Here is a 25,618-nt window from a genome sequence, read left to right as displayed (position 1 = left end):
GAATGAGGCTCATTCCATATAAAAATGTAAACGCAATCAATCGTTTGATGAATAAATAACCAACGAATGAACCGACACAGGTATTGCCCTAAAAACGGTTACAATCCTGTTGTTATCGTGATGTTAGCACAAAATGTAAGCGTTCGCAATATCTTTTTTACGAATCGTACTCCGAAGGACTTCTGACAGGGTAACATCAAAAATACTCATTCTCTCACTCTTCATACGAAGCCAAGTACCTTTTCATTTCGGGGTGATAATGTGCAGACCCGAACTCTAATACCTCCATTAATCGTAAATTTTACATATAGTTAACCCATTTCATACGTTAGTTTAGCAATTGTTGTATACACTTGGTTTGGGATACCAACTATACATATACTCTAGGAGGATGCATTCATGTTAAACCGTTTTAATGTCCGTGCAGCCAAAATGATGCTCGCGGTGACAACAATTGTTACGGCTACACTCGGAGGAAGCAGTGCAGCATGGGCTGTGGAAGACAGCACCACCTCAACAACATCTGCATCACCGATTAAAAATGTGATTATTCTCATCCCTGATGGCATGGCTAACGATGCCACTGCTCTGGCTCGTTGGTATAAAGGCTCGTCCTTGACGCTGGACTCCATGGCAAGCGGCATGGTTCGTACACACTCCGCCGATGCCCCGATTGCGGACTCGGCTCCAGCCGGAACCGCTTTTGCCACAGGGTATAAATCTCATACCGGATTTGTTGGTGTACTGCCGGACAAGGCTACGATGCCTGGACAGAAGGCTATTGCACCTGGAGACGCAAGAAAACCGGTCGCTTCTGTACTCGAAGCTTCGAAACTCGCCGGTAAAGCGACCGGGATTATAGCAACATCCGAGATTATGCACGCCACACCAGCGGACTTCTCCGCTCATTACCCTGACCGTAAAAACTATGATGCACTCAGCAAACAACAAGTCTACAATGGCATGGATGTTGTGTTGGGTGGAGGCAGCAAATACCTTGAGCCTGCGGGACGCAAAGACGGCGAGAATCTGGTTTCGTCCATCAAAGCACTGGGTTATGATTACGTCACTACACCAGCCGCAATGAAAGCATCCGATTCGAACAAGCTGTGGGGTATGTTCGCGCCAGCGGGCATGGCTTATAATATGGACCGTGATCCTGCGAAGCAGCCAAGTCTTGCCGAGATGACATCCAAAGCCATTGAAGTTCTGTCCAAAGACGAAGACGGCTTCTTCCTGATGGTTGAAGGCAGCAAAGTGGACTGGGCAGCTCATGCCAATGATCCGATTGGCATTATCAGTGACGTGCTGGCTTTTGACGATGCCGTAAAAGTAGCGATGGATTTTGCCAAAGCCGATGGAGAGACTGCTGTGGTGGCTGTTACGGACCATGGTAATGGTGGACTCACGATTGGTAACAACGCCACATCTGGCACGTATGACAAAGAGCCGTTGTCCACATTTATCGGACCTTTGAAAAAGGCCAAGCTGACAGGTGAAGGCGTAGAAGCGAAGCTGAATGCGAAACGCACAAACATCAAAGCAGTGATGAAACAGTACTATGGCATTACCGATCTGACTTCCGAAGAGATTGCCACCATTAAAGCGGCCGAGCCAGGCAGTCTTAACTATACAATCGGTCCAATGATCAGCAAACGTGCAGGAATTGGCTGGACAACCGGTGGTCATACAGGTGGAGATGTTGTGCTGTATACGTATGCTCCGAATAATGACCGTCCATTCGGTGTGATTGACAACACGGATGTCGCCAAATATATGGCTCGTGTACTGGATCTGGATCTGGACAGCGTGAGCAAACAATTGTTTGTACCTGCCAAACAGGCATTTACAGCCAAAGGCGCGACGTACAAGCTGGACCTTACCGACGCCAAAAATCCGAAGATCCTCGTTACCAAAGGCAACACCAAGCTCGAACTGCAAATCTATAAAAATATTGCTCTGGTCAACGGCAAAAAGACAGCCTTGGAAGGTGTCATTGTTTACAACGGTGTAGAAGCCTTTGTACCACAGATGGCCGTTGATCTGATTCAATAATTCGTCAGAACTTATAGAACGACAGGAGATTACACCCAAATGGCTGCCGAATATTTCGGCAGCCATTTGGGTGTTTTCCGATAAGCAGTATGTCCCTGTTCCAGCTTATCGTATAATGGACGTAATGTTGAGAATTAGGATACAAAAGGAGAGATTCATCCATGTTAATCAAATTAAACTGGATCACGCTGAGAGTCAGTAATTTGGAAGCTTCGCTCAAGTTCTACCACGACATGCTCGGACTTCCCATTCAGCGCAGATTCGAAAGCCGCGGACGGCAGATTGCCATGCTCGGCATGGAGAATGAAGCCAATCTGGAACTGATTGAGGGCAGTGAATCCACTCTTAAACCAGAGGCCGGCGTGTCAATCGGTTATGAGGTGAACTCGCTGGAGGAAGTCATGAAACGACTGGCAGAGCTGAACATTCCGATTGTGCGCGGCCCCATCCAGCCCAATCCGCATCTACGGTTTATTTACATTACAGACCCGGACGGCTTCGAGGTGCAACTCGCAGAACATGTATGATTAGACCAGTGTAAATAATGCTCATTTTACGCTAACCCAGTTGTGTATGCAGATGTGAAGTCACTTGTACGGGAGACCCCCGCATAGGGCAGCACAAAACGTTATTGTGTCTCTTTACAGTTTCATGCGACGCATCAGCGGCACGCCAACACGATTCAACAACTGATCAAGCAATAACCAACACCAGCGTCTTCCCCACGGAAGATGACGCTCATACACAGCCGAATACTCAAAATCTGCCACAGCACCCCGATTGCGCTTAAACTGCGCCGCCCCGGCGCTCTCATGCAACAGATGGCCATTCTCACGAGCCTGTCCGATCAGACAAGCGGATAACATGCGGTATAAGCCGACGGACTGGGGCACCGCTGTATCGTATCCGAACAATGGCGTTGTCATGATTCCATTTCGGCAGAAATAACCCATGACCGCGTCCAGTCGCCCCTCCTTCCGCAGTCCGTACAGCCTGAGTGTTCCTGATGCCTTTGCAGCAGCCATGAACTGTTCGGTGAACTGAGGATTGTGATAGGAGTATTTTTCAAGGTATAAAAGTTTGTACAGCTCCACGATTCGTGGGTTATCTGATTCTGTCATATCTGCTGCGGATACGAATTCATATCCGTGCTTGGCCAACAATTCGTAATCCCGCTTCAACAACCAGCGGGACTTCGAGTTGCCAAAATTCGGATCATGCGCTCGGTACAGATAGATCTGTCGGCTCGGAATCAGTCGACACCCCGCTTCTGTTAGCCTCGCCATCAGATCAGGATGAAGTCCGGGGCATAATGAACGAAACACAATGACATGCTCCGGGTATCGCTCTTGTACCGCTGCAAGCAGACATGCTGCCTGTTCACCCGACATGGCTGGATACAGATTGGTGGACAACAACCAATTATTCACATGCACGACTTTGTTAATCTGTGATCGCTTCATTCCCCAGCCGATTAGGCTAAGCAGCGCAGAAAGTCCTTTTTCCAACACCGGCTTCTGCAACATGGTCAATTCCTGCTTGGCGTAACTCACATAATGTGTATACGGCGAACAGACGTAAGCATTGTCATACTCCGTATCATTAACGGTTAGCGGAATAACAAGATCATCGATTCGGGCGAGCAGCAATATCGTTTCTACGTTGGACATATAGCTCTGAGATCCGTACTGCATCATGGGTTCCAGATAAGCTCTGGCATATCTGCCGTCCTCCGTATCAGGCCAGTCCATGCCTATGAACGAATGCTGATCATAAAAACGCACGCGTTCAGCGCCATTATTATTCCTATGCTCATATGTACGGTCATCGTAGGCCGAGCTGTCTCTCATTACTGTTGTCTTCAACCTTTTACTCCCCCATGAGATAACATCTTCTTTTAACAACCATTTACAGTTCCAGTGCTATCCTCTCCGGGATAATTGCTCTGCAAGCTGACGATACGCCGGTCCATCTTCCCTCTCGTTAACTTCATTTTCATCCATCTCCATCCAATAGTTCGCATCCAACAGTTCTGCCATATCCAATCGCGTAATGTCTGCACATTGGGGATGTTCGCATGCCGCAATCATCGGCTCAGGGCTGTCGTCCCAGTTGTACCCATTCACGATAGCATGCAGGATTATAGCTGAATCCAGTGTACGGATTAAGGCAGCTGCCTTGTCTGGAGACTCCTCGTACAAAATTTCATCTACAATGCTTTGCTCCGCCGGAGTCAGGTTCAGTCTGACTGCACCTTTGGTGTTTAGCAGCATATCGGCTATATCCGGATTACGTCTAGCTGCGTTCCAGGCACTGGCCTGAATTCCAAGGGGAGCGTCCAGTTTGACTCCATATTCAAGCAATAGCTGAATGGCTTCAATCTGCTTGAACTTCACGGCTTTTTTCAGTGCGGTATCCCCAAGCTTGTCCTCTACTTCCAAGTCCGGACCAGATTCCAGAAGACACCGGATCGCTTCAGTCGGCATACGATTTGTCAAAAAGAGCATCAGCGGTGTACGCCCACGATTATCCTGTTCGTTGATATCCAATACACCGACGGCTGCTCTGACTTGTTCCACATCTTTGGATTTGCTAATCTCCACCCAATTCATAGTTCGTTTTCCTCCATCCTCTTCATACTCTACAAAACACTGTATAGGAAAAAAATGTCGGCATCAAGATATACTCCAGACGAAAAGAGCCCGTCCAGTACGCAATATACGCACCGACAGGCCCTCCACTATTAATGATTAACGTTTATTCTCAACAGAAGAAGCCTGATGATCCGAGACTAATTCATTCAGGTCCACAATGAGTTGCTCCAGTTCTCCGAAGCTCTCCACCATCTTCTGTGTCAGGTTGCGCTGTTCTTCCATGCTCGCCAGAATCTCTTCTGTCGCTGCACTGGATTGCTCTGTTACACTCGAAATCTCGGAAACTTCATTCACTACTCTGGTGGAGGATTCCTTCATTGTAGCCGAACTAATCTCAATATCTGTCGCTTGATTTAACACATGCTGAGAGTTGCTGTTGATCGTGCGGAACACTTCATCTGCCGTTTGCACACTGTCTCTTCCTTGTTGTAACGAAAGACGAATGCGTTCGAATCGATCTGTCAGTGCCTGCGTCTGTCCCTTTAATCGCGTCAAAATGGTTGAAATATCAGTCGCGGATTGACCCGAGCTCTCGGCCAGCTTGCGTACTTCCTCTGATACAACGGCAAACCCGCGTCCATGCTCGCCTGCACGAGCTGCTTCAATGGCTGCATTGAGCGCGAGCAGGTTCGTCTGACTTGCGATATCCGATATGCTGTTCAGCATAAGCGTCATGGATTCACTTTCCTCGTTGAACTTTCGCATGTCATTTGCCGTTGTATTGATCGTGTCATATAGCTCTTGCATCTGAAGGTTCAGCTGGTCCATCTGTACGCTTCCTGTTTGCGTGCTCGTTGCCATACTTGCAGATAACTCTTTCATCTGCTGGGAGTACAACGCAACATCCTTGATATGCTGATCCGATACAGACAAGGATTCCGAAATTTCAGCCACACTGGTCGCCTGGAACTCCACGCCCTTGGCAACTTCACTGAATCCGAGGGTGACTTCATGGGTAATGGAACCCGTAGAATCCACCTTTTGCTTCAATTGATCTGTATACCGAGACAATCCTTCGACAGATTCCTTCACACGTTCCAGCATGATTTCGACCCTTTGTTTGGCGAGTTCGACCTCATTCTGGCGTACTTCACTTTCATGAAAGAGCCTTTGATTCAGCTGTGAGACCAGCATTAAAATGGCTCCTGTGAGAGCAAATAACCCCACATTGACAATATTACCTATAAGTTCAACAGAATCAACGGTATTCATAACAAATAACTGAAGAACACTGTTGACGAGTAGGACCGAAAATCCAACCACAAAAAATTTCTTGTTAGGAAATAAAAGCAGAACTGCCGTTATAACCAAACTTAACGCAAAGTTGACCGTTCCCCAACCAACATAAACTCCACATATGGTCAGCAATACGGTAATCAACCATGGAATGAGATAAATATGTTTCTTTTTCGCATTAGCGTATGTAATCCAAACTACAAAAATTATAGCTACTCCATTGGAAACAAGTAGCTTCGGCATGATAAAGGCCAGACCCATGCCAATCGCAACGATAATCCACAAAATGATACCGATTAATTTGTTCCTTTTCCAAATAATTTCGTCCATACGATCCATGCATACCCCGTCCTTTTATGTAGGTTAAATGTGGTTGTAGGGCCTTACTGTACTACATCTATTAGTCTTTGGTCCTGCTTATGCGCAAATCGCAAATACGCAGCGCCTTAGCATAGTACATATTAACTTCATAAATATGAAATCAGCGCTACTTTATGTATATCGGTATTCAATATTAAAAATGAATACGAATTGTAAAATGATATACAGCCATATCATTTTACAGACAAAACAAAGCCTGTCATATACGTTATAGCGTACAAGACAGGCTTTGTTGGCATATTGCGGATGTGGGGTATTGAGCAATTTATTATTTTCCGAATACAAGTGTCGTATTGGAAGAGCCTGCATACTTGGTGACGAACTCACGTGCGTAGCTGGCACTCTCTACCTGATAACTGTAATTGGAGCTTGGTCTCCAGTTCGTTTTAGGAGAAGTCGGACTATTAAGCGCTGGTGTACTGCCCGTATCCGTAAATTCACCTTTTCCTTTGTCATCCAGGATGCCGCCCTTTTCAGCACCAGCACCGAAGTAATTGTTTTCGGAATATATCCGTGCTTTTTCACCAATGGTAATGGCCTGATTAAAGTTGTTGGCATAGTTGTTCTTGAGATGGAAGTAACCGTATCTTAAAAGTCCAGGACCGCGTACATATAAATTCTCGAAGTAATTGTTGGACATCGTCACATGCGGTACCCCATTGTAACTGCTGTTACCATCATTCGGATGACCGAGGATAACGCCATACTTGTGGTTTGCAAATTTGGAATTGCTAATTGTAATATAATCTGCGCGATCACCAATATACAGAAGTTTGTCCAGATCACTACCACCAGAACTGTAGCTGTGTCCAGCAAACGTCACATGATCAATCCAGTAATTGGAGCCTGAAGTGATATACATCTGGATATCATCATTGGCATTAATATTCGCTGAATGTTGAAAGGTCAGATTCTGAAAAATCACATTGTTTGAACTGCTTGTCGATCTGAAATGAATATTCGTTAATGTATGTTTGTCAAAGGAACCTACGAGTGTCTTATTCGCTCCAAATTCAACCTTCTGTAACGTAGAGGAAGAAATATTCTGTTCAACGACGACAATCTTGGCTGTAGCGCCCGCCATATGTGTTCTCAGGTCATTGAGATTACTAACGTAAACCACCTGACCATTCTTGCCGCCTGTCGTGGCTGATTTGGATACACCATTTTCATTCTTGGCACTGCCTGCAAAACCGGTCAACCCGTTCGTACCCGTGTTCGGATAACTGGCCGCTCCATAGGTAGAAGGAGCGGTTGAGATCGTTAACAACAATAGAGTTACAGCGAGTAAAAGCATCGAAAATTTCTTCAAAATTTCACCATCCTTTATAATATTATCCTTAAAGACAAGTCGATTATATCGTGTAACTTTGGTTGTGACAATACAAAAACTGCAAAAAGACAACAAATATCACTTTTATGCAACAGCAGATCAGATATCGTGAAAAAACAAAAAAAATGAGATCAAACCACGACTATTGCCATGACCTCATCTCACCAATACGATCCTATCTTATTTAATTTTGATCCCCAGTTCATCCTTCTTAGCTTCTTGTAAGTCATCATAGACCTTACCTGGTTTGCCATGAAGTTTTAAAATCATTGACTCTGGATTATCCAGAAAATTGCTGCTGAAAGAATACATCATTTCATCTTCCGTTCCGCTCCCACCTACCCTGGATAACTTGGTCTGCTTCCCATTACGGGAGATCGAAATGATCTCGATAGGCAGAACGATCTCGTTGAGCGATAACCTCGTTTTGTAATCAATCTCTTGATCAGGTGCATGGGCAAATTTGACCCGAGTTACTAGCGGAGATACCTCCACCTCCGACAACAAGACCTCATAGCCTCCAAGAGTAAAAGTCCGATTAACCTTGATGATTTCCGTTTTGGGGATAGAAAACTTGGGATCCAGAGGGAAAGAAACATTCATCTTTTTGGAAAATTTATATTTTCGTTCTTTATCCCCGTTGTCTGCATAATTCACCACATCTGGTACAACTGAGGACAACTGGAATTGTAGATTCACTTGCTCAGGCAATGGTTTGTCTCGATCTCGATCAATTGTACTTCGGCCATACACCTTATGCTTATTCTTCGAAAAATACACACCGCCTGAGCTGCCGTTGTCAAGCAAGTTGCCTGTTGATGCGTCCGTCATCTTCATATTGACAGTCGAATACATTTCCTGTGAACCATCCGTTTGGGCAGTATACAATACCGTTATTTGATTCTCATCAGCCATAACTGCATTCACCGTAAACGTATATATGCCCGATGTTATCGTCTGATCTACAAATTGCACGTATCCATTATTAATCGCGGATGTTATCATCGTTTTTTCCATATCGGTTGCCAGCTCGCGAAAGGGTTCAAGTACCCCCCAATTGGCTATAGGCTCAGTATATGTTGCCTGTTCTTGCCCGTAACTCCCAAGCGGGCCCACAAGAAACCAACCTGCAGCCAGAACCGTGACCAGCACTCCCGTAATCCATTTGATACGAACGCTCCTGCCTGATCGTCTGGTTCTGGCCTTTGTAATACCACGTTGAATCGCAGCAGTTGTGTCCGCCGGATTCCAGTGCTGTTTCTCTCTTTTCACCTGATATGCATCTGCAAGAAGTGCTTTCTCCTCCGGGTTAGTGGTCATGCCAATCCCTCCTGTTCTTCATCAACTTGCGCAACTGCTGGAGTCCCTTGTGCTGCCAGGTCTTGATCGTTCCTTCCGGTTTGCCGAGGATGGAGGCGATGTCCGCCAGTGTCATGTCGTTATAATATTTCAGCAATAATACATGGCGATATTTCGGTTTCACTTTTTGCAAAAGAGATTCCATCGCGATTCGATTATCATCAACGCTGATCATCCAAGAGGCTGGAATGCTGTTCTCTATGTCTTCCTTCGCCAAAGGTGTCGCCCGCTTACGGCGCCTCTGTTCATCGATGCAGATATAGATCAGAATCCGAATGATCCACGACTTGAACGCCTTCTCATTGTTCAGCGTACGACGTTTGACCCAAGCCCTGCACGTCATCTCCTGTACCGCTTCAAGCGCATCTTGCTGATTACGCAGATAACTGTAGGCAATGGACATGAGCGTATCTTGATGTTCCATAATCGATTGTACGAATGCCGTCTCGTCCTCGGTCTGTACATAGATCCTCTGATTGATCTCTGCTTTTGTTTCCACCCCGCATCCCTCCTCCTCTCTCTTTCTTTCTTTGGTATTAGACGGGTGAGTGAAGCAAACGGTTTTACATATTTACTCATCAAAAAAAGCTCCGCCATCACCATGAGGGAGCTTGGTTATTTATTTCCTTCATAATCGGATTCTCCCGGCAGGGATCAAGCACTTTCATCTCTTCTCCAGTTCGCGGGTCAGTTAAAGGAAATACGCGATTATATGTATAAAGGGGATAATACAAAACCTACATTCCTTTGAGGACCAGTATACTGCTATATGAGCGCAGGAATTGTTTTCTTTGGTTTTTTGCCATAGGATCACTCCTGTTTCAGACAAATTCTCTACCGATCAGAATTCAAACCAGATTAAATCGCCATCAACCTGCCTGGTTTCCATCTCCATCTGTTGCATCCAACTCCGGCCCTCTTCACCCCAGATATGAAACAAACAGTAGATATACGAATCCCCGTCCGCAACCTCTTCCAACCCGGATGCCTGCTCTATCCACACTTCAAGGGCTGTAGGCCAGGACGGATCTTCACGTTTCAGCACAAAGCCGTTGACTTGGTGTTCCAAACTATACACCTCGGTAAATGTTAATGCACTTGCCAGATGCTTCACAACTTCGGGTAAATTCACAGACTCCGTTGTTCTAATCCCATATTCCCAGCCCATATGTATAATCTCCTTCAGACTTCGTTCGTTCCGGAGGGTTGCTTTTGTTCGTGCATTTGCTGAATCGAACGATCCAACCACAATTCATACCAGTCCAGAAAATGCAGTCGATTCGTATTGCCCCAATACTGGTCAGGATAGATTCCATTTCGGTTGGCCCGGTCGTCAACCCAGATCTCTCCGTAGGAGCCTCCCTTAACAATGAGATTCATGGAAATGCCACACCCAAAATCACTGATACGCAGCATGCCTGCCGACCATTTTGGATCAAAATATTCGTGTTCTAACACATACCATTCCTCTTCTTCCATACTGTCATCGAACCAGTCATAGTTCCAGTTCCATGCTTCCGTGAATTGAAAAGGGTCCGAGATCGCATTCAGCTCATCATCATAACCAAGCACAGCATATACGCCATCATCCGGGTTTTCCAGTCCGTAATAAGGTCCTGCGCCACCCGTCCCCATATGAAGAAGCCATACCTTATAGTCTTCCGGCAACTTAATTCGCCATTTCTGTTCGAACTGTGCAATATCCTCCTGTGTCCATACAGCTGACAGCTCATATTCATGGTTTTCTGCGCCAAACAGGTCCAGATCCGGGTCCAGACTTCGGAGATTGATTAACTTTTTACGCATACGTTCCAGTTGTACATTGTACATCATCTACCGCTCCTCCTTCGCGACGCTACTACGTTTGATTTACCGCGTACCCGCGGTGCTGCAACTCATCCAGTGCGGCTGCCACATCTCGTTCAGGACACAACCGCTTAATCAGGCTGGCAGTCACCGTCTTTCCTTCATATACTTCCGCTACGGCTTCCAACGACACATCCTGCAGATCGTAGTACCCTTTGGCCCAATCAACATAATCTTCCGAGTTCTTATTCATATATCCTAACAAAAATTCTGCGCCACCGCTGGCGTCCGCTTTATCTTCTTCGGCCAACGCCCTCTGAATCCAGTTACCAACCTTCCATGACAAGTCGTCCCCTTCCTGCCATAGGCAAAAGGTTACATCCTCCAGATCCAATGTCTCTTCCTGATCTCGCAGGACAGCCATTAAAGTCTCTGGCACTTCATCGTACATGCCCGGATAGATCCCACCATCCTCACGAGCATGCGGACTTAAAGGTGACTCATGATCAAATCCCTTGATCAATGTGCCCGAGTTCGTAAACAAGACATGCAGATGATCACCTGCGCCGTTATTGATGTTCCCCCAAGCCACACCTGGCTGAAATTCATTTTCGAATTGATGAACGCGTAGCCATTCTTCCTCCGAAAAGATGATATCCAGTGCAGCGAGTATTCTCAACCGCTTACGCAAGATATCTGCATTCATCATGGTTGTGTCATGCCAATCCTGCATATGAATCCCTCCTGTTCACATGTGTACACTATATCCGGATTAATTCATTCAGCGAGTTATTTCCCCGCATACTTGGTTTCATGACAATCGTGATCCGACTGACTTCTCTGGAGATGATACACGCATAGTTCCCTGGCTTTAATTGAAGCAGAACCCCTTCACATGTTTCATCCGGCTCCAGTTCACCACCACTGACATCTTCTGCTGCTCCCAGAAAGACATACCCGGACGGAACCTGCAAATGATAAACCTTTTCCCGTTCCGCTACGTAATCCGGACCTGAACCCACCTCTGCATCCTCTTCCAGGCTCCACTCCACCTCATATACTCCGTCCGCACCCATATTCAGGAACAAACAATGACCTGCATTCACCTCAGTCAGCTCATCTTCCGGAATGGACCACCAGTCCGAAGTATCCTCTACACGATGCTTTAGCGCTGCCAGATCATACAGGCACAATGTTGCCGTATCGGTAACCATTTGAAATGTTCCGCTCATATTCGCCCATCCTTTCGGTCTGAATCAGGTCTGACCCCAGAAATATATTCCATCATTATATCAAGCCTGATGCACGTGGAAAAGGAACCCATGGACCATCTCTGCTCGCGCAACTCTTCATTTCTCGCTCCAAACGGTCGATATAAGCATAACTGACTTTTTTGAACTTGATGGAGGAAGCCATGTCAATAAACAATAGAAAAGAACCCTTTCGCTACACGTTGAAGGAACCGATCAGCTTTGAGATCTATATTCTCAGCATCAACGGAGTCAACGCGCCTCCCAAACCCATTCAGGCCGAACTATGTGATATCAGTCGATCCGGCTGTCAGCTGTCATTTCCGCTGTCTCTTCCCGTAGAGAACAACGATATTCGGATCGGAATGAATATGCTGCTTTTTGAAGACCCTTTATATATGGAAGGCACTCTCCGCTGGGGTCAAGAAAAAAATACGTCATGGCATTATGGTGTTCAGCTCGAAATGCAGGACGGGAACCAGGACCGTCTATCGAGAGAGATGCGAATGCTTGCAGGACAAGGTAAAATAATCGTGAAATAGGAAGTGGCCCTATAGCCCGGTAACCAAAAAAACAAAAACAAAAAACAGCCCAATCAAATTGGACTGTCACTAGACGAAACTTATTATGCCGCTTTACTAACTGTCACGGGTTGTTCCATTTTGGACCAATTGACGGTTTTTTCAAGAACCAGTGAGACCACTACACCAATGACGAGACCGTTGCTTATGATCGGAACGAGGTACATGGGCAAGGTTTGAAAGGCTTCAGCAGGAATATTCATTACAGCAACTCCTGTGAGAACCGGCAAGGCTACACGATAGATCGTCTTAGAATTAAATGTCGTCCCTTCAAGCGTTCTTAATGCCGTACCGAACATTTGAAGATACGCCACGAACAGAACCGCGCTGCCAACGCTTGGTGGTATTTGTGCAAAAAAGGCTGTGACAGAAGGTGTAAGACCTATTATACATAACAACCCCGCTCCAATAACAAAGGCAGCACGACGCAGAATTCGCGTACTCTCCAGGAAGCCGATCGATGACGCAAATAAACCAAATGGCAGCACACCTACACAGGCTGACAACATCGAGAATAGACCTGTTAACGCGTAAGAGCGTCGGTACTGATGGCTTGTTGTCTCTGTCTGATATAGTTTCTCTACCGTACTTAATGTGGTGATTGAATTCGTCATATTCACCAACCCCACGAAAAATGCAGTAATAACAATGCCTGGTTCCCATCTAGGTGCTCCCCATGGAAACAGGGTGAGACCTGCCGAAGTCTGATTCGGCTGTCCACCATGTTGACCAGGAAACAATAAACTATAGGCGATCCAGCCTGCCACAATTCCAATCAGGATCGCATAGTTTCCCAGCTTCCCCTTACCCTTTAATTGAATCCAGGCGACCAGAAATGCAATGACAACGGAAAGCGCGGCAACCGGCAAATCAAAGCGGCCAAACTCCGTATATCCAATCATGCCTTTGAAAAAATTCATGGTTAATTGAATCGTCATTAGAAATAACATCGCACTTTTGACCATGGGCGTGAACAGCTTTTGCAGCACTTGCGCTGCCCCCAGCCAACCCAAAATCATCATTGTGAGTCCCGCTAACAGAAAACCAGCAGCCAATCCACCACCAATACGTTCCAGACTCATACCGGCCGATGAAGCAGATACCGTTAAACTTAGCGTTAATCCCCACCATAATCCTGACGGACCATCCATAACCGCATATCGATGACCGAATACGGCTTGAAAAATACATACTGCTCCAGTAAGTATGAATGCGTTCTGCATCGAGGCTGCGATTGCATCCGGGGACAGATGAAAATTATGTCCAATGGATAGCGGAACAACAACAGTATTGGTGAACAGGAAGAAAAACCATTGTATGCCTGCCAAAATAAGTGAAGATACGTCCTTCATATTCTTTTGTAAAAAGTGCTCTTGATGTCTGTTCATGTATAAGAAATATCCTTTCGCTCTACAGTATCTATAAAAAACTCTATGTCACTTCAGACTTCAGTCAATAGTTGTTCCATCTCGGCATATTGATGCCGGCGCGCATGTGCGAGCGGTGTAACCCCGTCCCGGTCCGCGATCTTTGGATCTGCACCATATTGCAAAAGCAGGGCAACAATCTCCTGATGACGCCGTCCGCCATCTCCCAAAATGACTGCTTCCAGCAAGGCTGTCCAGCCCAGGTTGTTGATATGGTTCACATCCACATCGCTGCGTGTCAGCAGAAGCTGGACAATGTCCACATGGCCCCGATCAGCTGCTGGAATAAGGGCTGTACCGCCAAAACGATTCGTTAACCTTGTATCCGCACCTGCTTCAATAGCCAGTTCAACCATGTCATACATGCCCGCGGCACTCGCATATAACAGCATGTTATCCAATCGTGCATCCTGAAGGTTAATGTCCGCTCCAGCCTCCACTAGCATGCTTGCCGTGTCCATCTTCTTACCGTGTACAGCAGCCATCAGGGGTGTTCGCCCCAATGCATCCTGTTCATTCAACCGGCTACCCTGTGTAATAAACCGAATGACCTCATCGGTATGCCCTTCTTGAGCGGCATCATGTATTGTTTTATCTGTTCTAGCCACGTTGTTTCATCCTCCAATTCAAGGTTTTTCTTATGCTGTAACATTCATAGAGAAACCAAGCCCTGTTAGTCAGGTATGCAAATCTAATGTATGGTAACATAAGAACATAGTATATGAAAAATACATGTTTTGTTGGCTTTCCATATGAATTACATATAGTTTGCAAACGAAGGAGACCACCACTTGGATATCAAACAGTGTCGCTATTTCATTGCCATTGCTGAGGAGAAACAGATTACAGCAGCAGCCCGAAGACTTCACATGGCTCAGCCCCCCTTAAGCCAGCAGCTTAAGTTAATGGAAGAAGAGCTTGGTGTGATGTTGTTTGAACGCAAAGGACGTATGATGGAACTAACGCAGGCCGGTCGCAGCTTCTATGATTATGCGGTCACCTTGACCAAATATATGGAGGAAGCTGTAATGGAGATGCAAAGTTTCCGTGACGGCATAAGGGGCAAACTCGCCATCGGCATCAATACCATATCGGATCGTCTGATCCCGCAAGCCCTGCAACAGTTCCGCACCACCCATCCACAGGTTACTTATAAAATTCAACAAAATGAATCGGCTCAATTATGCCGATTGCTGGAGGATGGCGTAGTTGAACTTGCATGTGTACGCATGCCTGTCCAGACCGAACGTTATGAGGTGCTGCACCTGCCTCAGGAGCCACTCTTCTATATTTCTTCAACACTGCTAGATGCCCCAATGAAGATGAGTCCAGGACGGGAGATGGGGACTTATTTCAACCAGCTTACAGGAATTCCTCTACTGCTTCCAAGTACAGAAGGACTCGGTATGTTCGAGCTAATTTTGGACAAATTCCGTGAACATCAGGTCACACCCTCCATCATGGGTGAGTGCTCGGACATTAATATGTTGCTGGAGCTGGTCCGACTTGGCTTCGCCAGTTCCATCGTGCCTCACACGGTACTACAGTTATACCAAGAGCACCCTTTCCACGTATACCGCATTCAAGATCAGCATTCCACGGTTGGCTCGGCGCTGGTCTGGCTGCAGAACCGTTATCTGTCCAAGCCTGCACAACACTTTGTGCAATTGGTACAGGGTATGCTTCCCCTGGTGTAAAGGCTATAAGTAAAAAACAGCAGCTTTACCGGATTAAGTTCCGATGAAGCTGCTGCTGTTTCATTCGTATAATTAAGCTTTCGCTGTGTACAACAAGTCTTTTTCTTTGATCGTCGTGCGACCAGCAGACTCAATGGACTCATACTGATGCATGTTTGTAATAATAACAGGTGTAATCGTTGTGTAACCGGCTTTTTCGATCTGTTCCCGGTCGAACTCCATCAATACATCACCTACGGTAACCTTCGCACCTGCTTGAACTTTAGGAGAGAAGAATTGACCTTTCAATTTCACGGTATCAATTCCGATATGAATCAACATCTCTGCGCCAGTATCACTCACCAGACCAATAGCATGTCCACTCTTCGATAATGAGAATACTGTACCGTTAATTGGAGATACCACACGTCCTTCAGATGGTTGAATCGCGAATCCTTTACCCATAATCTCTTCAGAGAATGCAGGGTCCGGCACTTCGCTCAGCGGTTTAACTTCACCCGTGATCGGGCTGAATACTTGCTCATCTTGTGCTTTTGCTTCTTCAGTTACAACAGGAGCAGAAGTTGTTGCTGCTGCTGTTGCTGGCTCAGCCACTGGTGCAGCTGGCTCCGATGCATTTTCTTCTTCGAATCCAAGAATATACGTCAGAATTGCCGCAGCTACGATGGCAACCAAACCACCTGCCAAAGCATAGAGCAGTGTGCTAATTGCTGGACTGATAAATGCTGCTATACTCGGGAGACCCACTAGACCTGTAAGTACATAAGCTTTAACATTTACAATCCCCATGAATCCGCCTGCGATAGCTCCACCAATAAGAGCTGCAATAAATGGTTTTTTGAACTTCATGTTGATACCATACATCGCTGGTTCCGTAATCCCCATAATAGCCGTAAGACCTGTGGAATAGGCAAGCGATTTGGTTTTGCTATTTCTAGATCTGAGACCCACACCAAATGCTGCACCACCTTGTGCCAAGTTAGCTGCAAACATCAGTGGAATAATAAAGTCGTAACCCAGTGTTGTCATTGAACCGACAATGATCGGCAACAGTGCATAGTGCATACCTGTGATGATCAACAGTGACATCGTACCACCAATCAGGATACTTGCAAAGATGGACATGTTATCGAACAACCATGAAATACCACCAGACAAACCATTACCAAGAACCGTACCCAATGGTCCAACAGTCATCAACGTCAGCGGAACCATAATTAACAGGGTAACCGTCGGAACAATCAGAAGCTTCAATGAAGCATGTGTAACACGATCAACGGCTTTCTCTACATAAGAAGCAATCCAGATGGCGAGAATGATCGGAATAACCGTAGAAGAATATGTTGCTGCTATAACCTTAATTCCCACAAATGTAGTGTCACCATTGGCAAGCAACGCTGTAATCGTCGGGTGCATAATGCCCGCTGCGAGCGCTGCAGCAATATACATATTACTGCCGAGCTTACGCGCAGCACTAATTGCCAGAATGATTGGCAGGAAGTAGAAGGCACCATCCCCGATTGCAGACAAGATGATATAGGTCGAGCTAGTATCAGACAACCAGCCCAGGGCTACAAGGATCGCCACGATCCCTTTGATCATACCTGCGCCCGTAATCGCTGGCAGGATTGGCGTAAATACTCCTGAAATAAAGTCGAACAACGCACTTATTGGATTTCTCTTTTTCTTTTCTCCAGTTGAAGCAGCTGATGCATTATCTGCGGTTGGTGATTTGGACATGTTGCCAACGAGTGCGTTATACACCACAGGTACATCGTTACCAATGATAACCTGGAACTGTCCACCGTTTTCCATCACGCCCATAACGCCTGGTGTATTTTTTAGCGTCGCTTTGTCCGCTTTTTGGTTGTCATTCAGGTTAAATCTGAGTCTTGTCATACAGTGAGTGACTTGATCGATATTCTCTTCGCCACCAACAAGCTTCAAAATATCCTTGGACAATTGTTGTTTATCCATTGTGTTTTGCTCCTTTTATGTGTAATGAAGGTTAAAAAAAAACCTAAACACTGAATAATGACAAAGCAGAAAAGCTTATCATTATTCAACGTTTAGGTTTTGCCTTTTTAGCAGTAACAATCCCAACTTTATTCAATTGTTTGTTCATTTCTGACAATGCGTTCAATATGAATGGTCAAATACAGTATTTCTTCCTTGGACAACACCCGATTATAGATCTTACGCGTATAGTCACTGATCCTTACTGCACATGCATGTGCTTCCGGATACTGCTTGCTCACCAAGTCATGAAGCGGATTATCTTCTTCTTTATCTTCAATCGCCGTTCCTTGCAAAACACGTTGGGCAAAGAACTTCAGATGAGTTAAAAATCGATAATAACTCAATGAATCTTCATCAAGCTCGATCACAAAGCTACGTCTTACGATATTAAGAATGTCCTTAACGATGTTTGTGATGCTAATCGTTTCCCTCATCTCACCGTTCATCTGGGCATTAACCAGATGCATCGCAATGAATGCGCATTCGTCTTCGGGAAGCAGGACACCCAACGTTTCCTCAATAATCTGTAGCGCCTTGAGTCCAATGGCATATTCCTTCCGGTACATGCGCTTGATCTCCCAGAAAAGTGCATTACGAATCTGCAATCCTTGACGATGTCGATCAATGGCAAAATGAATATGATCCGTCAGTGAAATGTAGATGCTTTCATGCAACTTCTCACCTAACACTGTCTCGGCATAACGGATAATCTCATCCGAGCACTCGACATATTCAACAGGGATATCAGACAGAAGTGTTTTGAGTTTCTGTGATACTTCCTTACTTTCAAGCGAGAATATTTTTTCGACGAGACTCTCGTCTATCGATTCACCAGTATGCTTTTTGAAGGCAATTCCACGTCCCATAACGACCAGTTCGTTTCCTCCCGGATCTATTACGGTAACTACGTTGTTATTCAGCACCTTCTCAATTTTCATTTCTTCACATCACCTTGCACCGTCAAAGTAGTAAAAGGCAAAACCAAAGCAGGTCATGAAACATGCCCTGCCTCTGGTTTTGCCTGATTGAACAGTAACAATCCAGTATTCATTAGCCTTAGGCCCATCTTACCATATAATTATCCAGATGACAATGTTTTTGTGAAAGCGGTTAATGTGCGTTAATGTGACATAAGAAGGCGCTTCTACAACTAAGCTTTCAGAACTAGTATTTACGCGTTGTTGTTCTTAAGACTTGCGCCATTGGTACCAATAACGTCCTTGTACCAGTGGAATGATTTTTTCTTGTAACGATCCAATGTTCCTGAACCGTCATTGTTGCGATCTACATAGATGAAACCATAACGTTTCTTCATCTCTGCTGTTGAAGCACTTACCAGGTCAATACAGCCCCAGGACGTATAACCCATTACTTCTACACCATCCTCAAGCGCTTCGCCCACTTGTACCAGGTGGTCATTCAAGTATTGAATACGGTAATCGTCGTTCACCGTTTTATTGCCATCTTCGTCCGTGATCAGTTCATCCACTGCACCCAGACCATTTTCGACAATGAACAATGGTTTCTGATAACGGTCCCAGTATTTGTTCAAGGTTACGCGCAATCCTTGCGGATCGATCTGCCAGCCCCACTCACTCGCTTTAAGATAAGGGTTTTGTACACCTGCGAACAGGTTTCCTTTTCCTTCGATACGTTTCTCGGGATCACCAGTCTCACAGATACTTACATAATAACTGAACGAGATAAAGTCTACGGTATGCTTCAGAATCTCGGCATCACCGTCTTCAAACTTGATATTGATATTATTTGCTTTGAAATAACGATTAATGTATTTCGGATAGTAACCACGTGCATGAATATCAGCAAAGATATCATTACGTTGTTCAGCATGCATCGCTGCAACCACATCATCCGGATTCGGAGTCAGCGGATAGGTAGGCATACTCAGAACCATACAGCCGATTTTGGCTTCAGGCATAATTTCATGACCCAGTTTCACCGCGAGGGCACTGGCTACCAACTCATGATGGATGGCTTGGTACAGATCCTGCTTGGACAGTTCAGCTTTTGGCGTGTAGATTCCGCCGCTCATAAATGGCTCTTCCAAAATGGAGTTGATTTCGTTAAACGTCAGCCAATATTTTACTTTGCCTTTGAAACGATTGAAAAGAACCGTTACATACCGCTCGTAGAAGTCAATCATTTTACGGTTAACCCAGCCATCATACGTTTTGGACAAATGCAGCGGTGTCTCATAGTGAGAGATCGTTACGAGTGGTTCAATACCGTATTTGTGGCACTCATCGAACAGGTCATCATAGAATTGCAGACCTTTCTCATTCGGCTCCAATTCATCTCCTTTAGGGAAGATCCGGGACCAAGCGATCGATGTACGGAACACTTTGAAGCCCATTTCGGCAAACAGTTTAACATCCTCTTTGTAGCGGTTATAGAAATCAATCCCGATCAGTTTCAAGTTATCTTCCGTAGGTGCTTCCGTTCTGGGTGTTGTAATCCCGTGTGGCATTACATCTTGGACAGACAGGCCTTTGCCATCTGTATTATAAGCTCCTTCAAGTTGGTTGGCTGCTACAGCGCCGCCCCATAGGAAATCCTTCGGAAATGGTGTAGTCATATCAATCATTCCTCTCTAATTAACGATATTTTCATTCTTTGTCTAAACGCATTACTCTATCCTTTGCCGACATGAAAAAGCGGACAATCTCCAACTAAAAGGGCTGTCAGGAATATCAGATTCCTTCCATGCCAACTTTTGTGTTAGGTTTTGCCCGCTTTTATGCGGTAACAATCCTTGAAACGGGAGAATTACAGCTGCTCACCATTGCTGGAGATTACGTTTTTGTACCAGTCGAACGAATCTTTCTTGGAGCGTTTGAGTGTTCCGTTGCCTTCGTCATCCAGATCCACGTAGATGAAACCATAACGTTTGGACATTTCGGAAGTGGACATGCTCACCAGGTCAATCGGGCCCCATGCTGTGAATCCAATCAGATCCACGCCATCTTTGATGGCTTCTTTCATTTGTTCGATGTGTTTTTTCAGGTAATCCACACGATAGGAGTCATGGATCGAACCGTCTTCTTCAACTTTATCATAGGCACCCAAACCATTTTCTACGATGAACAATGGTTTCTGGTAACGATCCCAGAAGTTGTTCAGGGTTACGCGCAGACCGATCGGATCGATCTCCCAGCCCCAGTCGGACGCTTCCAGATAAGGATTTTTCACGCCGCCAGTCAGGTTACCCGCTGTTTCTTCCTTGTCTGCAGATGCAGATTTGGTTACGGACATGTAGTAGCTGAAGGAGATGAAATCTACTGTATTGTTCAGCAAGATCTCGTCATCGCCTGCTTCTTTTTGAATGACAATGTTATTCTCTTCAAAATAACGAGCCATGTAATTCGGATACTTACCACGAGCATGCATGTCTGTGAAGAAGAGGTTGATCTGGTTCTCATGTTGAGCCAGACGAACATCAACCGGATTACATGTTGCAGCATACGTTTCCATACGCGCAAGCATACAACCCACTTGGGAACCAGGGATAATCTCGTGTGCAAGTTTCGTTACCAATGCGCTTGCTACAAATTGATGATGCAGCGCTTGATAGGTTGTTTGCAGCTTGTTGTCCACTTTATCGATCAGAATGCCGCCGCCAGTGTAAGGGCTGAACAGCATAACGTTAATTTCATTAAACGTCAGCCAGTATTTCACTTTATTTTTATAACGGTTAAACACCGTTTCTGCATAACGAACGTAGTGCTGGATCACTTCACGACCAGCCCAGCCATTATATTTTTGCGTCAAGCCAAGCGGTGTCTCATAGTGAGACAATGTAACGAGTGGCTCGATGCCATATTTCAACAACTCGTCGAATACTTCATCGTAGAATTTCAAGCCTGCTTCATTCGGCTCTTGATCATAACCGTTCGGGAAAATACGGGCCCAGTGAATGGACAAACGGAATACTTTGAAGCCCATTTCAGCGAACAACGCAATATCTTCTCTAAAGTGATGATAAAAATCAATACCAAAACGTTTCGGGAAACGTTCTTCAATTTTGCCGGAGAGGATCTCTTCAATTCGGGAAGAGGAAATTTCCATGGCATGTCCGCCTGTACGCTTCTCTTTGGGAACATGAGCGATCATGTCCGCTGTGGAGAGGCCCTTGCCGTCCTTATCGAATGCACCCTCCAATTGATTGGCAGCTGTAGCGCCGCCCCATAGGAAGTTTTCGGGGAATCCTTTTTTTGCCGTGGTCATGAACAACAACCTCTTTTCGAAATTTATTTTGGTTTTTCAAGGTAACGAACTGTAATGAAGAGCAGAAAACAAGAAAAACCTAAACTCAAGGTAAAATAGCACCAAAAAAAGGAGCCTTCATTTCACCATCAGTTTAGGTTTTGCCTGTCTTCACAGTTACAATCCATCAAAAGATGTTATTGCATATTCTGTTGTGTTCGCTCTTGTAATGTAAGCGTAACATATCTATTTTGCAAAATCAACTTCACTAGATCATATGATCGTCGCACAATCTCACCAGCGGAAAAATTAGCGTGGCATATGCATAATGGCTGCCCTTAATGCCAGCGCTCCTCCCTCCATTTTCAGGTAAGCAGCAGGACTTTGGTCCCCTAGAGCCGGGATGTCTTTTGCGATCCATTCAAAAGCATATTCCCCCATTTCACACAAAAGCACCCGACTTATATCCGCCGGAATCTCTTGTAATCGCGCACGTTCAACCCACTTGGGGTCCAGCTCTTGCCCAAGTTCTTCAAACAGTTCGGAAAATGAGTCCCAGTTTGCCTGATTAAACTCACTTAAATACATATCTTTCATACTCATGTAACTTCACTCCCCATATTGCCATTTGTAACCCTGTGGTCCTATATCACACAATTCATCCTTAAGCCGCTTGAAACCACTTCTGTAACAGGTAGACTTAATTTTAAATGTTTTTCGGGGGAAAGAACAGTCAAGGAGGATTCAAAAATGACTCACGAAGAAAATACATCCGGTTGGGATGCGATTGACAAAGCTATCGAAGAACTGTACGGAGAGCAGGAACCGAAGCATTATGGCACCTCCATTCCTTATATGCTCGGAGGTCCCGATCCACTTGATGGCATAAGCGTTTATGCGGTGAACACCCCTATGTCTCACTGGCATTTTGTCACATATGGTTTCTCTGAATTATATGAAAAAGAGATACAGGATACATCCAAAAGCGGGTATGGTTTTGAACTCACATTTCGTCTTACACGCAGTGAAGAAGAGACTGAACCGCCAGCCTGGGCGCTGAATCTGCTACAAAATGTAGGACGTTACGTTTTCAGCAGCGGAAATATCTTTCAGCCAGGAGATTACATGGACGCCAATGGTCCGATCTGTCTGGATTCCGATACTTTGCTGACTGCACTCTCGTTCATTGAGGACCCGGATTTACCCGCGATCTCTACGCCTAATGGTTCAGTGCAATTTATTCAGATGGTTGGCATTACAGGTCGGGAACTGGAAATGATCCAGAGCTGGAATGCTCGTGGCTTCCTGTCGGCCTCCTCCATATTCATGCCCAACTATGTGACGGATCTGATGAGAAATTCGTACGCAGATATTCCCTCGGTTATACAAGCGGTCGAGCAAGGAATTGAAAAGGACGGGTCCAGCACAGCGTTTTTATTCATACAACAACTGGATTGGGAGTCGCCTCACAAAAAATTACTTCAAAAGTCGGTGCCGGCCAAACTCCAGCTTGGTGCCAAACAAGCCGCATTAGTTGGTACCATCCTTCGTAGCCGAATCTCGAAAGGTGAATCTCTGTCCTTGATCGGACCGGATATTAATATCCTTTTTGAAGCTGGAGAAGTTCCTGCAGTACTGGAATCAGATAAACAAATTACAGTGACGGTGAACACACAGATTGTTGAGGAGCTGGCTCAGAACCTTCGTCCGGCTGAAGGAACATTCCAGATCACTTCATTGGATCATATGCTCGTTCAGATCGTTAAAACAGAAATTAAGGATCAGGAAGGAAACATCATTCAAACGATTGGATAAGAACATATCAGATTCGATATAAGAAGTTTAGTATTTAACGATTGTGCAGCAAGGAGGAAACCATATGCCTGCCATTACATCTGTCTCACGACACGACGAGTCCCATTCTTGCTCGCATGCAACAGGAACGGCTTCGTTTGAATATTTACCGAAATCCAGTCTGGATAGGCTTCGTAAAATCAATCATTTCCTGATCCATGCCTTCCAGAACAGCATCTCGGTTATCCAAGAAAATCTAACGGGCACTTATCTTTTTCTACTGACAGATACCAACGGTGTGCTCCTCTCTATGAATTACAGTTCAGATCTTCAAGATGTAGTAGAACATTCCCCCATTCGTCCGGGCATGTTCTTCACTGCAGAGTGCTGTGGTGTAAACGCCATATCTGTAACGATGGACAACAATACTCCCGTACTGCTATTGCCCGAGCAGCACGAAAGCCCCTATTTCCAAAGTTGGCATTGTTACGCTGCACCTCTATATATGGGATCGCAACATTTCGGTTATCTGGATGTGTCTACCATTAACGCGAATATGCAGGGTGAGCTGATTGCTATTGCCAAGCTAATTCCCGCATATATGCAGAACAGTTACCAGAGTCAAAAGGCTGCTGAACCTTGTGAGAAACCAGCAGTGGAGTTCACCAAGCGTCAGTTAACCATTCTGGAAATGATAGCGGAAGGCCTCACCGTGAAAGCCATTGCTTTACAATTGAAAATCAAGGAATGCACCGTGAATCATCACAAAAAAGTGATTTTCAACAAATTAGGTGTGCAGTCCAGCACCGAAGCTGTTTCAATTGCCAGCCGATTGTCTTATTTATAAAGGACCCCTATAGATTCCTATAGGTAGTAAATGAGAACGTTTGTGCTACAATTTAGGTAACAAGCAAGATGTAGAGAGAGAAAACACACACATTTCAGGAGGGTAATATGACAATTCCAAAGAAAGCTTCTTTATTCGCAATGCTCATTATGATTATGCTGGTTGCAGCTGCTTGCGGTGACAAAGCAGATAACACCGCAGCAACAAAAGAGCCTGCCGCGACTGAAACAACAACTGGCACAGATTCCGAAACAGCAAATACGGAAGAAACAGATAACACAGAACCAGCAAGTGAAGAATCAAAGGAAACCGACAACTCCCAAGACGTTGAGCTGGGGACTACGGAAAAAGGATCTTATTCCAACGACTACTTTGGTGTATCTCTGAAGTTCCCGGAAGCTTGGGAGTTCCAGGATGCTGCAGGCATGAATGAACTGACAAGTGCCTCATCCGAAGCGATTGCTGGTGATGATGAAACCAAGAAAAAACAAATTGAACTGTCTCAGACCAAAACATTGAATCTGCTTATGGCTTCACAGTACCCATTGGATGGAGGTCAAGTTGGTCCTTCCGCAATGGCGATTGCTGAGAAAGTAAGCTTGTTGCAGGGCATTCGTACAGGTAAAGACTACCTGGAAGCAACCAAAAAATTCATGGTGGATAGCCAGTTCCCTTACGATTACAAGGATTTCACAACCGAAACTATCGGTGGTAAAGAGATGGATCTGATGCAAATTACGATGGATGCAGGTGATGGTTCAACCATTACTCAGGACTACTATAGTACAATTATTGAAGGTTATGCTTTCAATTTCATCTTCACATACATGGATGATGCGACCAAAGCCGAGATTGATACCATCAAGAAATCGGTTCAATTCAAATAATTGAATTTCCAAGATTACGATTGTACCGATTATACATGACAAAGCCCCGCCAACGATCTCCTTAGATC

The 25,618-nt window shown here is 45.3% G+C and carries 24 protein-coding genes; 7 read left to right on the top strand and 17 right to left on the bottom strand.

What is annotated here, in order from left to right; genetic code table 11:
- Positions 1–432: 432 nt before the first annotated feature.
- On the top strand, positions 433–2,055 hold the full coding sequence (locus ACTHPG_RS15445) for an alkaline phosphatase (protein ID WP_440390821.1): 1,623 nt from the start codon (positions 433–435) through the stop codon (positions 2,053–2,055).
- Positions 2,056–2,216: 161 nt separating this feature from the next.
- Entirely contained in the window at positions 2,217–2,582 is a 366-nt protein-coding gene (locus ACTHPG_RS15440; RefSeq protein ID WP_440390471.1) for a VOC family protein, read from the top strand.
- A gap of 114 nt (positions 2,583–2,696) precedes the next feature.
- On the opposite strand, the gene ACTHPG_RS15435 is transcribed toward ACTHPG_RS15440, so the two are convergent.
- From ACTHPG_RS15435 to ACTHPG_RS15390, 10 genes are all read right to left on the bottom strand, one after another.
- Positions 2,697–3,920, bottom strand: coding sequence for a GNAT family N-acetyltransferase (locus ACTHPG_RS15435; protein WP_440390470.1), 1,224 nt, complete (start codon positions 3,918–3,920; stop codon positions 2,697–2,699).
- Between the two features lie 57 nt (positions 3,921–3,977).
- Positions 3,978–4,667 carry a DUF4274 domain-containing protein gene (locus ACTHPG_RS15430; protein ID WP_440390469.1) on the bottom strand — a complete coding sequence of 230 codons (690 nt, stop codon included), beginning with the start codon at positions 4,665–4,667 and terminating at the stop codon, positions 3,978–3,980.
- Positions 4,668–4,805: 138 nt separating this feature from the next.
- Complete coding sequence (locus ACTHPG_RS15425) at positions 4,806–6,284, bottom strand: methyl-accepting chemotaxis protein (protein WP_440390468.1); 1,479 nt, start codon at positions 6,282–6,284, stop codon at positions 4,806–4,808.
- Between the two features lie 310 nt (positions 6,285–6,594).
- Positions 6,595–7,638: a pectate lyase family protein gene (locus ACTHPG_RS15420; protein ID WP_440390467.1), complete on the bottom strand. Its 1,044-nt coding sequence runs from the start codon at positions 7,636–7,638 to the stop codon at positions 6,595–6,597.
- A 201-nt stretch (positions 7,639–7,839) separates the two neighbouring features.
- Positions 7,840–8,979 (bottom strand): DUF4179 domain-containing protein, encoded by a 1,140-nt coding sequence (locus ACTHPG_RS15415; RefSeq protein ID WP_440390466.1) that lies wholly within the window; start codon positions 8,977–8,979, stop codon positions 7,840–7,842.
- The gene (locus ACTHPG_RS15410) at positions 8,969–9,517 is read right to left on the bottom strand and encodes a sigma-70 family RNA polymerase sigma factor (RefSeq protein WP_440390465.1); all 549 of its coding nucleotides are present in this window, start codon (positions 9,515–9,517) and stop codon (positions 8,969–8,971) included. Before ACTHPG_RS15410 ends, ACTHPG_RS15415 begins: the two co-directional genes overlap by 11 nt.
- A 342-nt stretch (positions 9,518–9,859) precedes the next feature.
- Positions 9,860–10,186, bottom strand: coding sequence for a hypothetical protein (locus ACTHPG_RS15405; RefSeq protein WP_440390464.1), 327 nt, complete (start codon positions 10,184–10,186; stop codon positions 9,860–9,862).
- Between the two features lie 14 nt (positions 10,187–10,200).
- Complete coding sequence (locus tag ACTHPG_RS15400; protein ID WP_440390463.1) at positions 10,201–10,851, bottom strand: SMI1/KNR4 family protein; 651 nt, start codon at positions 10,849–10,851, stop codon at positions 10,201–10,203.
- A 25-nt stretch (positions 10,852–10,876) separates the two neighbouring features.
- Positions 10,877–11,557 (bottom strand): hypothetical protein, encoded by a 681-nt coding sequence (locus ACTHPG_RS15395; protein WP_440390462.1) that lies wholly within the window; start codon positions 11,555–11,557, stop codon positions 10,877–10,879.
- 28 nt (positions 11,558–11,585) lie between these two features.
- A complete protein-coding gene (locus ACTHPG_RS15390) occupies positions 11,586–12,056 on the bottom strand; it encodes a DUF6386 family protein (protein WP_440390461.1) in 471 nt (156 codons plus the stop codon).
- A gap of 182 nt (positions 12,057–12,238) precedes the next feature.
- Here ACTHPG_RS15390 and ACTHPG_RS15385 point away from each other — a divergent pair, with 182 nt between their 5' ends.
- Positions 12,239–12,616, top strand: a complete 378-nt coding sequence (locus ACTHPG_RS15385; RefSeq protein ID WP_062835701.1) for a PilZ domain-containing protein — start codon at positions 12,239–12,241, stop codon at positions 12,614–12,616.
- An 83-nt stretch (positions 12,617–12,699) separates the two neighbouring features.
- Here the strand turns inward: ACTHPG_RS15385 and ACTHPG_RS15380 are convergent, their stop codons facing one another.
- The gene (locus ACTHPG_RS15380) at positions 12,700–14,043 is read right to left on the bottom strand and encodes a uracil/xanthine transporter (protein WP_440390460.1); all 1,344 of its coding nucleotides are present in this window, start codon (positions 14,041–14,043) and stop codon (positions 12,700–12,702) included.
- 53 nt (positions 14,044–14,096) lie between these two features.
- A complete protein-coding gene (locus ACTHPG_RS15375; protein ID WP_440390459.1) occupies positions 14,097–14,690 on the bottom strand; it encodes an ankyrin repeat domain-containing protein in 594 nt (197 codons plus the stop codon).
- Positions 14,691–14,873: 183 nt separating this feature from the next.
- On the opposite strand from ACTHPG_RS15375, the gene ACTHPG_RS15370 reads away from it, so the two are divergent.
- Positions 14,874–15,779, top strand: coding sequence for a LysR family transcriptional regulator (locus tag ACTHPG_RS15370; protein WP_440390458.1), 906 nt, complete (start codon positions 14,874–14,876; stop codon positions 15,777–15,779).
- A 72-nt stretch (positions 15,780–15,851) separates the two neighbouring features.
- On the opposite strand, the gene ACTHPG_RS15365 is transcribed toward ACTHPG_RS15370, so the two are convergent.
- The 5 genes from ACTHPG_RS15365 to ACTHPG_RS15345 all read right to left on the bottom strand — a co-directional run bounded on the left by ACTHPG_RS15365 (position 15,852) and on the right by ACTHPG_RS15345 (position 22,625).
- Positions 15,852–17,756, bottom strand: coding sequence for a beta-glucoside-specific PTS transporter subunit IIABC (locus ACTHPG_RS15365; RefSeq protein WP_440390457.1), 1,905 nt, complete (start codon positions 17,754–17,756; stop codon positions 15,852–15,854).
- A gap of 128 nt (positions 17,757–17,884) precedes the next feature.
- Positions 17,885–18,736 (bottom strand): BglG family transcription antiterminator LicT, encoded by an 852-nt coding sequence (licT, locus tag ACTHPG_RS15360; RefSeq protein WP_253439676.1) that lies wholly within the window; start codon positions 18,734–18,736, stop codon positions 17,885–17,887.
- Positions 18,737–18,969: 233 nt separating this feature from the next.
- A complete protein-coding gene (locus ACTHPG_RS15355; protein WP_440390456.1) occupies positions 18,970–20,394 on the bottom strand; it encodes a glycoside hydrolase family 1 protein in 1,425 nt (474 codons plus the stop codon).
- 191 nt (positions 20,395–20,585) lie between these two features.
- Positions 20,586–22,043 carry a glycoside hydrolase family 1 protein gene (locus ACTHPG_RS15350; RefSeq protein ID WP_433745939.1) on the bottom strand — a complete coding sequence of 486 codons (1,458 nt, stop codon included), beginning with the start codon at positions 22,041–22,043 and terminating at the stop codon, positions 20,586–20,588.
- A gap of 288 nt (positions 22,044–22,331) precedes the next feature.
- A complete protein-coding gene (locus tag ACTHPG_RS15345) occupies positions 22,332–22,625 on the bottom strand; it encodes a hypothetical protein (protein WP_440390455.1) in 294 nt (97 codons plus the stop codon).
- Between the two features lie 147 nt (positions 22,626–22,772).
- On the opposite strand from ACTHPG_RS15345, the gene ACTHPG_RS15340 reads away from it, so the two are divergent.
- The 3 genes from ACTHPG_RS15340 (at position 22,773) to ACTHPG_RS15330 (ending at position 25,550) form a co-directional block, all read left to right on the top strand.
- On the top strand, positions 22,773–23,837 hold the full coding sequence (locus ACTHPG_RS15340; protein WP_440390454.1) for a suppressor of fused domain protein: 1,065 nt from the start codon (positions 22,773–22,775) through the stop codon (positions 23,835–23,837).
- A 64-nt stretch (positions 23,838–23,901) separates the two neighbouring features.
- Entirely contained in the window at positions 23,902–24,663 is a 762-nt protein-coding gene (locus ACTHPG_RS15335) for a LuxR C-terminal-related transcriptional regulator (RefSeq protein WP_440390453.1), read from the top strand.
- A gap of 107 nt (positions 24,664–24,770) precedes the next feature.
- Entirely contained in the window at positions 24,771–25,550 is a 780-nt protein-coding gene (locus ACTHPG_RS15330) for a hypothetical protein (protein ID WP_440390452.1), read from the top strand.
- Positions 25,551–25,618 lie beyond the last annotated feature (68 nt).

The sequence above is a fragment of the Paenibacillus sp. SAF-068 genome, from assembly GCF_051967555.1.
GTDB lineage: Bacteria > Bacillota > Bacilli > Paenibacillales > Paenibacillaceae > Paenibacillus.
The sequence above is the reverse complement of the archived record's forward strand: the minus strand, read 5'-3'. Positions and strand labels throughout refer to the sequence as shown.

What these genes read in the sequence shown, in the direction of transcription:
- ACTHPG_RS15355 (WP_440390456.1), bottom strand. Translation starts at nt 20,394, where the DNA reads ATGACTACACCATTTCCGAAGGATTTCCTATGGGGCGGCGCTGTAGCA.
- ACTHPG_RS15330 (WP_440390452.1), top strand. Translation starts at nt 24,771, where the DNA reads ATGACAATTCCAAAGAAAGCTTCTTTATTCGCAATGCTCATTATGATT.
- ACTHPG_RS15340 (WP_440390454.1), top strand. Translation starts at nt 22,773, where the DNA reads ATGACTCACGAAGAAAATACATCCGGTTGGGATGCGATTGACAAAGCT.
- ACTHPG_RS15440 (WP_440390471.1), top strand. Translation starts at nt 2,217, where the DNA reads ATGTTAATCAAATTAAACTGGATCACGCTGAGAGTCAGTAATTTGGAA.
- ACTHPG_RS15400 (WP_440390463.1), bottom strand. Translation starts at nt 10,851, where the DNA reads ATGATGTACAATGTACAACTGGAACGTATGCGTAAAAAGTTAATCAAT.
- ACTHPG_RS15380 (WP_440390460.1), bottom strand. Translation starts at nt 14,043, where the DNA reads ATGAACAGACATCAAGAGCACTTTTTACAAAAGAATATGAAGGACGTA.
- ACTHPG_RS15365 (WP_440390457.1), bottom strand. Translation starts at nt 17,756, where the DNA reads ATGGATAAACAACAATTGTCCAAGGATATTTTGAAGCTTGTTGGTGGC.
- ACTHPG_RS15430 (WP_440390469.1), bottom strand. Translation starts at nt 4,667, where the DNA reads ATGAATTGGGTGGAGATTAGCAAATCCAAAGATGTGGAACAAGTCAGA.
- ACTHPG_RS15395 (WP_440390462.1), bottom strand. Translation starts at nt 11,557, where the DNA reads ATGCAGGATTGGCATGACACAACCATGATGAATGCAGATATCTTGCGT.
- ACTHPG_RS15350 (WP_433745939.1), bottom strand. Translation starts at nt 22,043, where the DNA reads ATGACCACGGCAAAAAAAGGATTCCCCGAAAACTTCCTATGGGGCGGC.
- ACTHPG_RS15390 (WP_440390461.1), bottom strand. Translation starts at nt 12,056, where the DNA reads ATGAGCGGAACATTTCAAATGGTTACCGATACGGCAACATTGTGCCTG.
- ACTHPG_RS15415 (WP_440390466.1), bottom strand. Translation starts at nt 8,979, where the DNA reads ATGACCACTAACCCGGAGGAGAAAGCACTTCTTGCAGATGCATATCAG.
- ACTHPG_RS15425 (WP_440390468.1), bottom strand. Translation starts at nt 6,284, where the DNA reads ATGGATCGTATGGACGAAATTATTTGGAAAAGGAACAAATTAATCGGT.
- ACTHPG_RS15345 (WP_440390455.1), bottom strand. Translation starts at nt 22,625, where the DNA reads ATGAGTATGAAAGATATGTATTTAAGTGAGTTTAATCAGGCAAACTGG.
- ACTHPG_RS15385 (WP_062835701.1), top strand. Translation starts at nt 12,239, where the DNA reads ATGTCAATAAACAATAGAAAAGAACCCTTTCGCTACACGTTGAAGGAA.
- ACTHPG_RS15445 (WP_440390821.1), top strand. Translation starts at nt 433, where the DNA reads ATGATGCTCGCGGTGACAACAATTGTTACGGCTACACTCGGAGGAAGC.
- ACTHPG_RS15335 (WP_440390453.1), top strand. Translation starts at nt 23,902, where the DNA reads ATGCCTGCCATTACATCTGTCTCACGACACGACGAGTCCCATTCTTGC.
- licT (WP_253439676.1), bottom strand. Translation starts at nt 18,736, where the DNA reads ATGAAAATTGAGAAGGTGCTGAATAACAACGTAGTTACCGTAATAGAT.
- ACTHPG_RS15405 (WP_440390464.1), bottom strand. Translation starts at nt 10,186, where the DNA reads ATGGGCTGGGAATATGGGATTAGAACAACGGAGTCTGTGAATTTACCC.